Source organism: Pseudoalteromonas sp. SG45-5 (assembly GCF_014164085.1).
In the GTDB taxonomy this organism is placed as follows: Bacteria; Pseudomonadota; Gammaproteobacteria; order Enterobacterales; family Alteromonadaceae; genus Pseudoalteromonas; species Pseudoalteromonas aliena.
The window spans coordinates 1-15,533 of sequence record NZ_JACJEM010000078.1; the positions used below are offsets into that span (position 1 = coordinate 1).

Consider the following 15,533-nt stretch of genomic DNA (forward strand, 5'->3'; position numbering starts at 1 on the left):
ACCTGAAATAAATTTTTTGCTAAATCAATTGCGATTACATTACAATCAAACATGTATGGGCTCCTTGGTAAAAGTTTTATCGCTTATTACGTTACTCCTGAGGGAAGTGGGAGTCCATACATCTGCTGACCTTTGTGGATTAAAATTCGTTCAATCTAGGGGGGATTTAATCGCGGCGCGAGGTTTGTAACCTAGTGGGCTAAGTAAAAACCGAGCAACAAAGAGTAAATTCCCCCTAGGCAGAACCCTTCGGGCAGCGTATGTTTAGCATTTATGCTACGTTATCGCCTATTTATGGGGAATAACCACACTACATAGGCGCTGCCTTGCCTAAATACCAAACACACTGCTGCAAATTCAACCTCGAAAGATAAACAGGCCCTCATTGGGGTTTTAGGTATATCCGTCTAAATGGAACTACAGTCTGTAGCTTAAACCCAAGAATAAACGCGGACCATAGTCATTCACTTCACCTAGGTTACCTTCAACAAAGAAGTCTTGTGATTTAGGTGCACTAAATAAGTTGATTACTTCAGCTTTAACTCTGAAATGTTCGTCGATTTTGTATGATGCGCGCATTTCCCACACACCTACACCATCAACATAACGCAGGCGCGTGCCATTGCTTGTATATGGTTGGAAATATTCGCTACGATATTTGTAAATAACCGCCGCATCAAAGTCGCCAATTTGGTAGTAAAGCTGGCTACTAAATACATGCTTAGAGAACCCAGGAACCGAACCCGACTCAACAATACCTTTCGTTAATTGTGTTGTATTGCCATCAAGATCAGTAGCAAATGTATCACCGTATAAGCTATCTTCAAATTCAAAATCAGTGTCAGCGAAGTTATAACCAAACTTTACGCCAATACCATTATCCCAACGGTATGAAAATGACGCTTCTAGACCTAAAATCTCACTTTCATCATCGGTCGTTACTGAGTTAGTAACAGGAAGAGAAACCGTTTCACCACCTACGAGGTAATCTTCAACGACTGTTTGTTGCTGAAAGCCACCTTGAAACTGCTTGTAGTAAAGGCTTAATGCAAAAATTGAATCTTCATTTGGATACCATTCAAATGCAGCATCGTAGTTCCAAGACATAAGTGGCTGAGTGTCAGGATTCCCTGAACCATTAACTGTTAATAAATCAGAAAGTGAAAGGGCAACAGAATCATCATCGGTAACAAAGTCACGATCAAAACCTAAATTTGCAGGATCAGCGCGAGACATACCACGATAAATGCCCGCACGTAGTAGAATATTTTCACTATAATCTACAACTAAGTTAAAGCTAGGCAGGTATTTAGTATAACTTCCGCCTCCTGTATTTTTTTCTAATGTGTCGCCAGGAGCGAGTGAAATGGCCCCCGTTGCATCATCAACATTAACGCTATAATTAGTTCTAAAGCCAATTGATGTAACATCGGTGTCAACAATACGCAGACCAACGTTACCACGTACAAACTTGCCAAACATTTCAGTGTCGTAATTTGCCATTAGGTAAAATGACGTTGTTTTTTCAGTTACATCAATAGTGCCTGCATTTTTATACTCTACATCTGGATATGCAAACGTTCCATTAAAGTCAGCATCTGTTGCCGCTACTGCTTGTGAAAAACATACATTATCGTACGTTGCCCAAGATGATCCCGTACCGCTTGCAATAACATTTGCGTCACTATCTACGTTAGTCACTATATCACCATCAGATACACCAGATAAAAAACCGGATTCTGGAAAATCAATCTGACATGCTTTTAATATTTCAAGAGCTGACTCATCGCCTATTGTATATTCAGCTCTAGCACCGTTACCTTGATTACCACCAAATTGAGTAAAACTTAACTCAGAGGTTCTAATGCCACCTTCAATGCTTGTGAACATGCCGCTATCTAATGCGTAATCGAAGTCTAATCGCGCTGATACGACTTTATTTTCGCGTACATTTTCGCGATCAAGCCTTGTTCTTAAACCATCCGTGAAGTTTGAAATATCTGTTACATCAAAGTCAGTGAGGGTGAAATGAGGAATTTCGTCCCCCATATCCCATGAAAAATAATTACGATCAGCAGTTCTACCACGGTTTGATATTTGTAATTCTTCGCGTTCTGTTTGTGAATACGCTAAATCAAGGCTGACAGTTAGCTTATCGGTAACAGTATGCTCAATATTCAGGCCGTAACCACGGTAGTTTTCCTCACGATAAAATTGCTCACCTGCAGATTCAATACGCTCTTCACCTTCCCAATGAAGAATACTGCCGACATCGTTAGTAACAAGTGTTGGACCTGTAACGTCGGGTGTTGCGCGCTTTTGTAAAAAAATTAAATCGTGGCGAGCTTCTCTTTGTGTTCTATCAGATATTTGTGTATCAAAGTTGATATCCCACTCAGCCGAAGGTTGGTACTGTAATGCAAAGAATACTGAATCACGTTCATCGGATGTCTCGTTTTGACGATAGCTTCGGCTACTGCCAGTCCACGCATAAGGCGTACCATCACTTATTGCTTTACCCGTTTGTGGATCAACTTTGCTTTGGTAACCTTGGTTTTTTAATTTATCACCACTTACTTGGTCTTCACAATCACCCGCTTTACTACGATAAAAACCTTCATTAATATTAGTCGGATCATTTAAACACGCCCATAATGAAGAGCCTGATGGGCTTGAACTTCTGTATTCAGCTTCTGGTTGGCTAATATCTTGGCGTTGTACGCCAAACGAGATACCAACAGCTTGCCCGCTGTCAAATTCAAACTGATCAACGTAGCTAAATGTGCCACGATAACCTAAATCACTTTGCAGTGAATTTTCTATATTTCCTTCATCTGGGTTGTAATTTAATTTAACTTCACCCGATACACGTTGCTTACCAAAATCCAATGGCGTTACTGTTTCAAGTGCTATAACACCCGCTACACCGCCTTCGATCATTGACGCATCTTGTGTTTTATATATCGCTACTTTTTTTACAAGCTCAGATGGAAACTGTGAAAAATTCACTGAACGGTCACCGCTTCCATTGGTCGCTTCACGGCCATTGATATGAGTAGCACTTAAAAATGGGCCAAGACCACGAATAGTTATTTCTGTAGCACCGCCATTTTCGCGGTGGGATGCAGCACCTGTAATTGATTCCAGCGCTTCACCAATAGACAATGCGGGTAAGTCACCAATATCTTCGGATGAAAGTCCGTCAACAACGGTTGTTGACTCGCGCTTGATCGCTATTTGGTCTTGTATTGTTCTACGAGTCCCTGTAACGCTAATAATCTCAACGTCAGGCTCTACTTCTGTCGTTTTTCCTTGCTCTTGTTGTGCATGCGCTGAAAAAACGCATGAACCAGCAATACCTGCGATTGCAGCCGTTCTTACCCATTTTGCTATTGGAGTTAATGCAAACTGCCCTGTTATAGAATTATTATTTTTTGATGACTTCAACGACATTTTTATGCCCCGTTGGTTGTTATTGTGTGATTTGAGTGTGTTAACTTGTTATGTTTATTTTATGTACCTTCTGGCGCTAATATACTCAAACACAAACTTTTGATCAACCAATTTAACAATTAAAAAATTACCAAACAAAAATAAATATATTACCAATTTAAAATAAGCAACTTACCAATCCCGAAAAACAGTTTAGAGCGGTGAGCAATAATCACTAACTTGAACGCTGGATAATAAATCTACCTCAAGCAGCTATTTTCAGCGCTGACTAGGTTGAATTTACTTACAATAGGCCCAGTAAATTATAGAAATGGCTTTTAAGTATGCATTAGATGGGGTGCAAAAGATAAAGCAGAGGCAACACTCTCGCCCCTTCTTTATTTTTATATTTAGAGCAGCTTTATGACATGGCGTTATTATAAAATTCTACAGGCTCATTTGAGCCCAAAGCGACAGGTACTCGTTGATGCAAGCTCGTTGGCGCAATATCTAAAATTCGCGTTCCTCTAGAGGTTGCTTTACCACCTGAGTTTTCAACCAAAAGCGCTAACGGGTTTGCTTCATAAAGCAGTCTTATTTTTCCGTTATCGTTACCCGTGCGTTTATCTTGTGGATACAAAAATAACCCGCCTCGGCATAAAATACGATGAACATCGCCTACCATCGCTGCATTCCAGCGCATTGAGCTTTTTTCAAAGCTTTCACAGGTGTATAGCAATTTATCAAAATACACTTGTGTTGCTTCGTCCCAATAACGGTAGTTAGCCATATTAACGGCAAATTCACGACTCTGCTCTGGCACACTCAACTGCTTATTTGTAAGTAAGTAACCGCCATGTGTTGAATCTAATGTATAACAACGTGTTGGACCGCCAGTGCTCATTACAAGTAATGATGAAGGCCCATATAACACATAACCTGCACAGACTTGATTTACACCTGGCTGGCTAAATTGCTCGTCGCTGTCAAAAGAAACATCGTCACGGGCTAAATAAATAGTAAATATAGTGCCTATTTGGCCGTTAACATCAATATTAGACGAGCCATCTAGTGGGTCAAAAGCAACAATAAATTGACCTTCAGGATGACCACCTACCGCATGATCTTCTTCCTCTGATGCAACGGTTCTTACGCTGCTGTCGTCAAGTAGTATGTCTTTAAGTAGTTGGTTTGCGATTACATCAAGCTTTTTTTGAACTTCACCTTGAATGTTTTCGTTCAATGTTGAGCCTAAAACACCGGCTAATTCACCTTGGCTTACTCGAAAGGCTATCTCTTTACTGGTCGCTAAAATTGTGCGAATAAGTAAAATAAGGTCGGTATTTACACCGTCTTCTTTCAATACTGTATTTAGTCTTTTCATGCGCTATACCTGTTTACACAATTTAGATCGTCAAAGCATTGCTCTAGCCTTGCAACCATACTTTGCTCTGAATGACGCAGCCATACACGAGGGTCGTAATATTTTTTGTTTGGCTTATCATCCCCATCAGGGTTACCAATTTGCCCTTGCAGATATGCTTGCTTGTCTTTGTAGTAATCTAAAATACCTGTCCAACACGCCCATTGTGTATCAGTATCAATATTCATTTTAACTACGCCATAGGTTAAAGACTCTGCAATTTTATCGTACTCAGAACCACTTCCACCATGAAATACAAAGTTAATTGAGTTGCTTGGTAAATTAAATTTTTCTGATACGTAGGCTTGCGATTCTTTTAAAATAGTTGGCGTAAGTACTACATTACCAGGCTTGTAAACGCCATGCACATTGCCAAAAGACGCTGCAATTATAAAGTTAGGGCTAATACGACTTAAACGTTCGTAAGCAAATGCAACATCTTCAGGTTGAGTATATAAAGCAGAGCTGTCTAGGTGTGAGTTATCAACACCGTCTTCTTCGCCGCCTGTGCAGCCAAGCTCAATTTCAAGCGTCATGCCTATTTTTGCCATACGCGCTAAATAACGTTCGCAAATTTCGATATTTTCCTCAAGCGGCTCTTCTGACAGATCAATCATATGCGAGCTGAACAGTGGTTTGCCAGTCAGTTCAAAGTGTCTTTCACCTTCATCAAGCAAACCATCAATCCAAGGTAAAAGCTTTTTAGCTGCATGATCAGTATGAAGCATCACTGCAACTTCATAATGCGCTGCAACCGAGTGTACATACCTTGCAGCACTTACCGCCCCAAGTACCGCTGATTGTTGCTCTGGTAAAGATAAGCTTTTACCACAAAAAAATTGTGCTCCACCATTAGAAAGCTGAATAATAACGGGGGAATTTTTCTTTTTAGCAGCTTCTAGCGTCGCATTGATAGATGTTGTACTAACAACATTTACCGCAGGTAACGCATATTGATGTGTACGTGCATGTTCGTACACCGCATTGACTTCGTCGCCAACGATGACGCCTGGCAGTATTGTGGGGGCTAAATAATTCATTTATCTGATCCTTTCTACTTTAGAGCCTGGATACAAGAATCAGTAATTGCTTGCCAATTTTCTTGTTCAACCCACTCTTTTTTAGCTATCCAAGTACCGCCAACGGCGAATACATTATTTAAAGAAAGATAGTCCATTTTGTTACTTTCGCTAACGCCACCTGTAGGGCAAAAGCTGACGGCTCTAAATACTGACGACACGGCGAATACAAAAGGTGCTCCACCAGCTAGCGAAGCTGGGAATAATTTTTGCTCTTCAAAGCCATATTCAAGCGCCATTAAAATATCACCGGTGTTTGATACACCAGGAAGTACCGGCACATTACATTTAGCAAGTGCTTCAAGTAACGTAGGAGACACCGCTGGCGTTACAATAAAGTCAGAACCCGCTTCAAGTGCTTGCGCTAAAATGTCAGTATTTATGACTGTACCTGCGCCGACTTTTAACTCAGGCACTTGTGCTTTAATAGCTTTTAATGCCTCTATTGAAGCCTCTGTTCTTAGTACCACCTCAACTAAAGTTAGGCCAGCGTTAGCCATAGCTTTTGCTACTTGAACACCTTGCTCTGGCGTGTCAGCTTGAATTATAGGTAGCAGTGTTTGTCCTGACATAAGTTCAGAAAAGCGAGTCATAACGTTGTTCCTTTATAAAAAGTAATGCGGCCGATGTATGGCGGCCTTTAATGTTTAATTATTTTGTTAAATCCCAGCTTCAGCCATTGCTAGCTGAAATATATCTTTTGGAACAATAGCGCCTGGTTGTTGGATAACAGCACCAGCCGCTTTTGCAGCAAGATGTACAGCACTTGAAATTGATTTATCCGATAAACGAGCCCCTAAATAAACACCGTTAAAGGCATCGCCTGCGGATGTTGTATCTACAACATTTGTTACCGGTATTATCGTGTGGCTTTGAAGCGTATCGCCTTGCTTAGTGACTACCGATTCAGGGCCATTTTTAACAACAATTTCTTCAATTTTGTAAGGCTTTAAATATTCAACAACCGCTTCTACGCTATGAACGTCATAAAGTGTTGTTAAATCTTCAACGCCTGGTAGGGTAATATCTGCAAGCGTAAAGGCTAAATGATATTGCTCTTTAGTTTCCTCTACACTATTCCACAAACGCGCTCTGTAGTTAGGATCGAAAACTATTTTAACCCCTGCATCTTTAAGCTGCTTTACCAATTTCCAAAATTGCTCGCGTGCACTTTCTTCAATTATTGCTAATGAAATTCCTGAAAAGAAAAACATATCACCTTGGCTAAGCTGCTCGAGTGCATCAGCATCTAAAAAATCAACAACCTTTTTAGCTGCAGAATCATTGCGCCAATAAATAAAGCTACGCTCACCATGCTCATCAGTTTCTATGTAGTACATACCAGGTACTTTGGTGTCGTGAGCAAATACAAGTTGCGTATTTATTTGTTCACTTTCAAAGCGTTCTAGCATTTTTTTACTTAAATTATCTTGACCTAAAGCCGTAACAACCGAAGTAGTAACCTCTGGGAAGCTACGTTTTAAATACACTGCAGAATTATAAACATCGCCTGCAAATGATTGGTGTAGTGCGCCTGCGCTCATAGCTCTAAGCTCGACCATGCATTCACCGATAAAGTAAATATTTTTCATCTTGGAAGTTACCCTATGTAGTTAACTGCTATGCACTTATACAAAATATGTTGGCATAGCAGTTATTCTCTAGATTATTGAGGCTTTTTAAGAGGTTCTATTTTTGGAATTAAAATCCAAACAGCTGCCATTGCAATAATGGCTAAAGAGGCACCAATAATAAATGCTGGCGCGTAGTTACCATCAGCAGTAAGAATAGGCACAAGCGATGTAAGACCTACAGCACCCAGTTTTGCCGCCATACCAGAGAAACCTGATAATGTACCCACTGCTTTTTTACCTAACAAATCACTTGGTAGTGTTTGCACGTTACCAATGGCAGTTTGAAAACCAAATAATATAACCGCCATAATTAGCACTGCTGTCGTTGGTCCACCTGGATTTGCCATTGCAAGTAACGCAGGTAACATAATTAAACAGCCCAGCGTAATAGTGAGCTTACGTGTTTTATCTGTGTTCCAGCCGGCTTTGAGTCGATTTTGAGCCAATAAGCCACCAAACCAAGCGCCAAACATTGCACCCACATAAGGAACCCAACCGTATATGCCGATAGACTTAACGTCCATGCCATACACTTCGTTTAAGTAAATTGGGATCCAAAAAACAAATAACCACCAAATAGGGTCAATGGCAGCAGAGGCAATAATTACGCCCCAGCTTTGTTTACGAGATAAAAGCTCTTTTGTTGAAGGATTATATTCTTCTTCATCTTCACCAGTAACATCGCCGTTATCATCAACACGTCTTTGACCTGTTAAAATATATTCGCGTTCTTGTGCCGTAAGCCAAGGGTGGGAGCTAGGCGGTGCTTTTACTAAAATTAACCAAGGCACTAACCAAAGAAAGCCCAAAACACCAATAACAACAAACACCATTTGCCAGCTAAAATAAATCGTTAAGTAAGCTATTAAGGGAATAGCAATAATGCCACCTATAGCAGCCCCAGAGTTAAAAATACCCTGTGCTAAGGCCCGCTCTTTAGTTGGAAACCATTCAGCATTGCCTTTGGCCGCACCTGGCCAGTTACCGGCTTCTGCTACGCCTAAAATAGCGCGAAAAATACTAAAGCTAAGCACACCTTGAGCAAATGCATGCGCAATCGTTGCAATAGACCAAACTCCTATTGATAAAACAAAGCCTAAACGAGTACCTACCCAGTCAAATACTTTACCAAAGATGGCCTGACCAAATGCATAGGCAAATACAAATACAATAGAGATGTTAGCGTAAATTTGTTTACGCTCTAATGCAGATTCATCAGGGAATAAATCTTCAACAATGTCCGGCCAAAGCACACTAAGCGCTTGGCGATCGATGTAATTAATGATGGTAGCAAGCGCAATTAATGCGATAACCCACCAACGTAAACCTTTAAGTTGCATAGTTATTCCCCAAGAAAATCTTCACGAGCTGGACTAAAGGTATCGATTAAAATACCGCCTGTTGGGCACGTCGCACCATGATCTACAAATGGCGGAATAAAACAACTGTCCCCTGGTTTTAATATTTTAGTAACACCATCAATATTAAAATGAAACTCACCTTCAACTACATAAGTAACTTGTGAATGACGGTGTGCATGGTTATAACCAATAGCGCCTTGTGCAAACCAAATTTTTACCGCCATCAACTCTTCGTTATAGCCTAACATTTGACGTTTCAAGCCATTTCCTAGGTCTTCAATTTTAGTCTCGTTACCAAATGAAAAATGTGCGCTTTGCTTTTGCATTCTGTTTACTCCTGATTATTTTTCATCGCATAAACGGCTAGTCGGCCATTTAAGGTGAACTCTTTATTTTTAAATGTGAATGTGTTGTTGGTTGCGTTTTGTGCTTTATTAATAGCCACTAAATAGGACTTGCCTTTAATATCAAGTTCAACAAGTGTTAAATCGCCTTGCTGGCTATATTCAAGCTTTGTAACTCTACTAACAGCCTCTAACGTATATTCTTTACTCGGGTTGTATTCACCGTGAGGCTCTAATACCGATACAAACGTATGCTTTTTTTGCCCGTTTACGCGGCGAATAAAGCCATTTTCGTTGCGTAAATTAAAGTTAGGATCGTTTGCACCTATTTGAGTAAACAAAAAAGACTCATCACCTTTGACTAAGCTTGTTTGGGTGTAAAAGCGCCCGTTGTCGTTTAGCCACGTTACTTTAGCTAACCCATTTTTGGGTTTTGCTTGCCCTTTAAGCCACAAGTGCTGATAGCCATTTTTAGAACCCAGTGCAGCTAATTGTGTTGTGTTAGCACGCAGTGCAAAGCTGGTATCTATAAGTTGACCTTTGTAGTGAAGCGGTAAATCGAACTGGTGTTCAGCCTGTGCTGTAACGTCAAATACATCAAGCGCAACTGTGCTATCAAGATCTGGTACGTTAATTAAGGCAAGTGTTCGCGCTAGCTCAACCCCTTTATATGCAGTGCTTATTTCACCACTTGAGACTGTGCCCAAGTTAGATGTTTCAAAAAAATTAAGTGTTGGGGCATTGCGATTACCAACACTCACACTGGCATTAAAATGGCTTGTTTCATCCACTACAACCGTATTATGAGCAACCGTTTGTTTAGCGTAGCTATTATTTTCTGGCAGGTAACGGCCGCCGTATTTAGCTTCTACATTTAAAAAACGGGCTGCGCCATAATCAGATACAATTTCATTACCGTGGTCGTAAAACTGCCACGTTAACTTATCAAAATGACCGTGCCCTAAACCTTGTGCAGCAGGTTTAAACAGTAGTGCTTGATTGCCACCCACTTGCGTTCGCATTACAACTAACGCACCTTGCTTACCGTCGTTACCATCGCCAAATGCGGCCGATTTAAACTCATAAGGTGTTGCTAAACCTTTATCCAGCGCCTGCGCCACTTTTAAACCATCACCGGATAAAATGATTTGCCCTTGTTGTTTAGCAATATCTAAATAACCGGTGTCATTTGTTAAGCTATAAGCAACAGTTACGCCATGGACAAGCTCAATGGTATCAATTCCTTTACTCTTAATCGCATCGTTAATAGGGAAAAACAAACCGTTGTAGCTAAGTTGAATTGTCGTATCAATTGCTTTTAGCAATATACCATCTCGATGCTCGGCAATTTTTCGCTCAGGCTCATTGTGAGCAATCGCTTGGGCAAAAGTGACAAATGGTAATAACGCAAAACGTTGATAATAAGGCCCTTCGTTATAATAGCCTTGCGGTGAAAACAACAAATCAAGTTGCTTTAAAAAACCTCCTTTGCCTGACTTATCCAAATCATACAATGCTTTTTCAACCCATTCAGGCTCATTCATTACATAACCCGCCATACCTACGCCAGCTGTTGCCCACGTGCCATGATTATGTACTTTATTAAACGTAGTTGGTTGCCCTTCGGATAGAAATAAAGCAACTGGACGTAATAACTGTTGCTCAATGGTATTGATCTGTTGATCCGTTAATGCATCATGAACCAGATCATAGGCCTGAATGGTATACACCAACCACATTGCTTCATTTAAGCTTTGCCAAAATAATTTACCTGGATTTTGGGACTTTACTTTACGCTTAGGGTGCACATCTAAACTAGGATACAACGCGGCGTATTGCAGTAACATGTCACGAACGTAGTCAGCATATTTCTGCTCTTGGCTAAGCTGATAAATGATCCCTGCTCGGTACATTAGTTGATAATTCTTTTTATGGCGTTCATGGGTGTAACCACCGCCGCCATCTTTAGGCACGGGCACCACACTTGGAAATGCTATTTCTTGATCAACTTGTGATTTTAAACTGTAATAACGCTCACTAAAATGACCTTTGCTATCAAGAGCGCTGCGCATTTTTATAACATCATTTTGCGTGATCACTAAATTAGGATGTGCGGCCAATGAGCTAAACGAGGCAATAGCAAGCACAACCGACATAACCCCCGCTGTTAATTTTGTTTGTAAGCTTAATAATGACATCAATAACACTCCACTAATTATTAATTTACCTGAACTCTGATTAAGAAATTTACAATTCAGAGCTTAGGTTAAATACTTTATTGTTTTTTAAAATGGCCGTGTGCGGCCCTGCAACTCTAAGCTCAGTAACACTTGGCTCATCAGTGCTATCAAAGATATTGTTAATGATCGAAGTTTTTGGCTCACCGACTGTATGCTCAACAATAACAGGAGCTGAGTTAACAAATGTATTCTTATTGATATTAGTAACTTGCACACCATGGACGAAAATACTGGCATTACGTTTATTGCGTTTCCCAAGCCCTACATTACTTAGCGAATTATTCGTCATTATAAAGTGAGGACCAAAAGTACTTTCATCTGTGCCACCGCGATAAAGCGTGACTAAGCTACCGCCGATATTGCTAAAACTATTATCACTAAGGGTTACGTAGTCAGCGTTGTATATCCCTAAATCTTCAGTTTCGCTGTCAAGGCGTAAAATATCGCCAGATACTCCATCGAATTTATTATTAATTAGTGTTATTTCATCCGCCAGCGCACCTTTACCTGTTTTGAAAAAATCAAAAGTGTGGTTAATATCAAGGTTCACTAAGTGAGAATTCAGCATGATCAAACGATAGTTATCGACCATCCCCCACTTTTGCGTTCTGATTACAGTATTACCAGCCGAATCGGGACTACTTTGCCCTGAAATGATTAGCCCATCGAGCTTTAAGCTCCCACCGTCGTGTATTTCAAATAAGCTTGAGCGTTGAAATGTGAGGGTCGCTTTTGCTTGTTGGCGAGCCTTAATTGTTAATACTTTATCAATAACAACCAGTTTAGAAACATCAAACTGACCTGATTCAAGCTCAAGGACATCCCCCGATTTAGCCAGCTCTATTGCAGTTAATAATGACTTAGCTGAACCCGATACAGCATGTGTTTTACCTGAGTCAAAAGCGATAACCGCTGGCACTTTTGGATACCAAGTTACACCGGTCTCTTTTTTTGCTATCACTTTTAAATCGGCTTTCGCGCCAACCGCAGGCATATTTGAGGTAGGGTAAAGTAAACCATTTTTATTGCGCTTCATCTCAACTGCTGTTTGTTTTACACCATACCTTAGCGCGTTAAGTACGCTTGAGTTGGCAACATTATTAGAGAATTCAATGCCACTAACATCATCAAATGCACTGAAAGGTTGCACCTGATCATCATTAATAATTAAGTTGTTTTTCATCACGCTATTAATTGGCACAGCACTTCGCTCAGCATCACTGCCCGCAGCTAATTGGATATGACGTACATTAACAAAGGTGTTGTTTTCTATTTGTGCGTTTTCTACTTGGTGATAGCGGTTAATTGGCGAATTTGGTACGCCATTCATTACTGTAAACCCACTACCAAAACGAAAGCCTGTTAGCCCTTCTAGGTAGTTATTACGAATAATTTGATCTTTATTGATAAGGCGGATACCGCCTGTATGCTCAACACCATTACCAAAAAATATATTCTCTTCTATTAGATTACCGTTACCATGGCGCATGGTAAGTGTGCCGCGTGCTTCGTAAAACACGTTGTTGCGTACAATATTTTTACCCGATTTAATCGAGATAATTTCGACTTCGCCGTTGGTTTGTTCAAAGTAATTATTATCAACTAATGTATGTGAGTCAGTAAGTGAGTAATGGCTGGTACCAATGCGGATAGTTTCACCGCCGTTAGAACCAAAGGTGGGTCTGTAACCAAAGTAATTATGATCAATTTGATGATAGTTTTGCTGACTTTGCTTGCTATTTAAACGCACTGCCAGAGTCACCCCTTTGTTACGCTTGCCAACGAGATGATTATGATCAAAACGGTTATGTTTGCCATATAACGCCACCCAGTAATCAGATTCACGTTTATCTGGATTATTGTAATTATCAATAACCATTTCGAAAACGCGAGAGTGGTAGGCTAGTTCATTTTTATTACGACGAAATTCAATGGCCGCCGACGTTGGCGTGTAGCCGTTTTTAAAAACTAAACCACTTGCTTGAAGATATTGCCCTGCAAGGCGCAAGTTAGACTGCCCAGATAAAATAACTTTACCTTTCGTTTGTGCAGTCAACTCAATAGGAGACTTTTCTGTACCTTGACCTTGAAATAAAATCTCAAAGTCTGTCCAAGTACCATTTTTTAGAATAACTTTATCACCCGCTTTTAAGGCTTTGGCAATATCTGTGTAAGCTTGTTTGTTGTCAACAAAGTAGTCTTTGGCTGTTGTCGCTGTTGAAATACAACCAAGGATAACTAGGCTTAATTTTATTATAGTTAAATTAATCAATCGCATAGTTAACTCTTTTTTAAACTAGGATAGGCAGATAAACCAAAAGAGCATTCTGCATCACCAACTTTATAGTGTGTGTTGGCGCTAAATAATCCGGCTATTTAGCGCCTAAAATTTACAAGAATTACTTGTCTAATTTTTTAAAGTAGTCGAAGATCTCCGGTACATTTCCTTGAGCCATACCCGCATCAAATGCAGCTTGCAAGTTAGCCGATGAGCCTTCGGCAATTTTAGACACAGTTCCTAAGTCTTCTACCATCTGTAAAAAATAACCTAAGTCTTTGTTTGCATTTGCAATTGAGAAACCTAGATCACTTACACCATCAACTGCATAGTTTTTGCAGAAATGCATAAATGGGGAATTTGACGGCCCAGTTGACATAATGTCGAACAACTGTTGACGATCAACACCGGCGCGATCTGCCACAGCAAAAGCTTGCGACATAGCGCAAACCGTTGTCATACCCATAAAGTTATTGATTAATTTAGTTGTATGACCAGCACCTAGCTCACCTAAATGAAAAACATTTTCGCCTTGCTCTTGTAGAACAGGTTTAACTTTATTAAATGTTCCTAAATCACCTGCAGCCATGATATTTAACAAGCCATCTTTTGCATGTGCAGGAGTTCGACCTAATGGTGCATCAATCATACCCACGCCTTTTGCAGCGAGATCGGCACCAATTTTCTTGGTCGAAGCAGGAATTGATGTACCAAAGTCTATTAATACTGAATCTGCTTTAAAACCAGCAAGTAAACCATCTTCTGCGTAAACAACTTTTTCAACGATTTCTGATGTGGTTAAGCACAGCATCACGATATCAGCTGCTGCTGCGAGCTCTTTCGCGGTTGACACTGTTTTCGCTCCACGTTCAACACATGCAGCAACCGCACCTTTATTGAGGTCCATTACAATCAGCTCATAGCCTTTATTTTGTAAATTTTCGACCATATTACCGCCCATAAGGCCTAGTCCGATAAAACCGATAGTTGGTTTAGACATGAATAACTCCTAAATTGTTGAGCGCTTGTTTTCACGCTATTCGTTAGCTTAGTAACAGTGACCCGACTTCGCTTTATTAGCTCCTATGAGTTACTCCTAACATGGCGTAACTCTAGACTTTATACTGATGGGTAAGCAGCTTAAATTAAAAATTACCAATCAGATTATAAAAACAGTATTATTTGACGACCAATTTGTCAACCAATTTAACAAAACCACTCAAAAAAGGTAATGAAAAAATAACTAAACTAATAATAAAATCAGATTAAAAACATCATAAAAATCAAATAAAGCAATTAAAAACAGATAATTAGATAACAAAGCAAAGAGTCAAAGCCATTGTTTCTTAAAGATTTACAATAGAAATTAAATTGGTAATAACAAGCGGCAATTCAGCAAGGTAAGATTTACCAATTTAGCATTAGTTAATTTTTATCGAGAGCTAAACAAAGTAAAACGGGGTTAATGCTAATTTCAGGATTAAAATTTGTTCTATCTAGGGGTGATTAAATCGCGACGTGAGGTTTGTAATCGAGCAGGCTCGGTAACTACTCCTGCGTTACTCTAGGGCGTGTTGACCTTTGTGGATTGAAATCTGTTCAATCTAGGGGCGATTTAATCGCGGCGCGAGGTTTGTAACCTAGTGGGCTAAGTAAAAACCGAGCAACAAAGAGTTAATCGTCCCTAGAAAGAACCCAAAGGGCAGCGCATGTTTGGCATTTATGCTGCGTTATCGCCTATT

10 protein-coding genes are annotated in these 15,533 nt (G+C 40.1%); all 10 read right to left on the reverse strand.

The window, feature by feature from the left end:
- Positions 1–417 precede the first annotated feature (417 nt).
- Complete coding sequence (locus H5119_RS18590; RefSeq protein ID WP_182703287.1) at positions 418–3,453, reverse strand: TonB-dependent receptor; 3,036 nt, start codon at positions 3,451–3,453, stop codon at positions 418–420.
- A gap of 400 nt (positions 3,454–3,853) precedes the next feature.
- A complete protein-coding gene (locus tag H5119_RS18595; RefSeq protein WP_182703288.1) occupies positions 3,854–4,816 on the reverse strand; it encodes a class 1 fructose-bisphosphatase in 963 nt (320 codons plus the stop codon).
- A complete protein-coding gene (gene fbaA / locus H5119_RS18600; protein ID WP_182703289.1) occupies positions 4,813–5,895 on the reverse strand; it encodes a class II fructose-bisphosphate aldolase in 1,083 nt (360 codons plus the stop codon). The genes H5119_RS18595 and fbaA overlap by 4 nt, the downstream gene beginning before the upstream one ends.
- Before the next feature lie 14 nt (positions 5,896–5,909).
- Positions 5,910–6,527: a bifunctional 4-hydroxy-2-oxoglutarate aldolase/2-dehydro-3-deoxy-phosphogluconate aldolase gene (gene eda, locus H5119_RS18605; protein WP_182703290.1), complete on the reverse strand. Its 618-nt coding sequence runs from the start codon at positions 6,525–6,527 to the stop codon at positions 5,910–5,912.
- 66 nt (positions 6,528–6,593) lie between these two features.
- On the reverse strand, positions 6,594–7,526 hold the full coding sequence (locus H5119_RS18610) for a sugar kinase (RefSeq protein ID WP_182703291.1): 933 nt from the start codon (positions 7,524–7,526) through the stop codon (positions 6,594–6,596).
- A gap of 74 nt (positions 7,527–7,600) precedes the next feature.
- Positions 7,601–8,908, reverse strand: a complete 1,308-nt coding sequence (locus H5119_RS18615; RefSeq protein ID WP_182703292.1) for an MFS transporter — start codon at positions 8,906–8,908, stop codon at positions 7,601–7,603.
- Positions 8,909–8,910: 2 nt separating this feature from the next.
- A complete protein-coding gene (locus H5119_RS18620) occupies positions 8,911–9,255 on the reverse strand; it encodes a cupin domain-containing protein (protein WP_182703293.1) in 345 nt (114 codons plus the stop codon).
- Between the two features lie 5 nt (positions 9,256–9,260).
- Complete coding sequence (locus tag H5119_RS18625) at positions 9,261–11,471, reverse strand: heparinase II/III family protein (protein WP_182703294.1); 2,211 nt, start codon at positions 11,469–11,471, stop codon at positions 9,261–9,263.
- A 49-nt stretch (positions 11,472–11,520) separates the two neighbouring features.
- On the reverse strand, positions 11,521–13,791 hold the full coding sequence (locus tag H5119_RS18630) for a polysaccharide lyase 6 family protein (RefSeq protein ID WP_182703295.1): 2,271 nt from the start codon (positions 13,789–13,791) through the stop codon (positions 11,521–11,523).
- 121 nt (positions 13,792–13,912) lie between these two features.
- Positions 13,913–14,791, reverse strand: coding sequence for an NAD(P)-dependent oxidoreductase (locus H5119_RS18635; RefSeq protein WP_182703296.1), 879 nt, complete (start codon positions 14,789–14,791; stop codon positions 13,913–13,915).
- Between the last annotated feature and the right edge of the window lie 742 nt (positions 14,792–15,533).

Excerpts from the sequence above, each read along its gene's own strand:
- H5119_RS18620 (WP_182703293.1), bottom strand. The coding sequence starts at position 9,255 with ATGCAAAAGCAAAGCGCACATTTTTCATTTGGTAACGAGACTAAAATT.
- fbaA (WP_182703289.1), bottom strand. The coding sequence starts at position 5,895 with ATGAATTATTTAGCCCCCACAATACTGCCAGGCGTCATCGTTGGCGAC.
- H5119_RS18590 (WP_182703287.1), bottom strand. The coding sequence starts at position 3,453 with ATGTCGTTGAAGTCATCAAAAAATAATAATTCTATAACAGGGCAGTTT.
- H5119_RS18610 (WP_182703291.1), bottom strand. The coding sequence starts at position 7,526 with ATGAAAAATATTTACTTTATCGGTGAATGCATGGTCGAGCTTAGAGCT.
- H5119_RS18630 (WP_182703295.1), bottom strand. The coding sequence starts at position 13,791 with ATGCGATTGATTAATTTAACTATAATAAAATTAAGCCTAGTTATCCTT.
- H5119_RS18615 (WP_182703292.1), bottom strand. The coding sequence starts at position 8,908 with ATGCAACTTAAAGGTTTACGTTGGTGGGTTATCGCATTAATTGCGCTT.
- H5119_RS18595 (WP_182703288.1), bottom strand. The coding sequence starts at position 4,816 with ATGAAAAGACTAAATACAGTATTGAAAGAAGACGGTGTAAATACCGAC.
- H5119_RS18635 (WP_182703296.1), bottom strand. The coding sequence starts at position 14,791 with ATGTCTAAACCAACTATCGGTTTTATCGGACTAGGCCTTATGGGCGGT.
- H5119_RS18625 (WP_182703294.1), bottom strand. The coding sequence starts at position 11,471 with ATGTCATTATTAAGCTTACAAACAAAATTAACAGCGGGGGTTATGTCG.
- eda (WP_182703290.1), bottom strand. The coding sequence starts at position 6,527 with ATGACTCGCTTTTCTGAACTTATGTCAGGACAAACACTGCTACCTATA.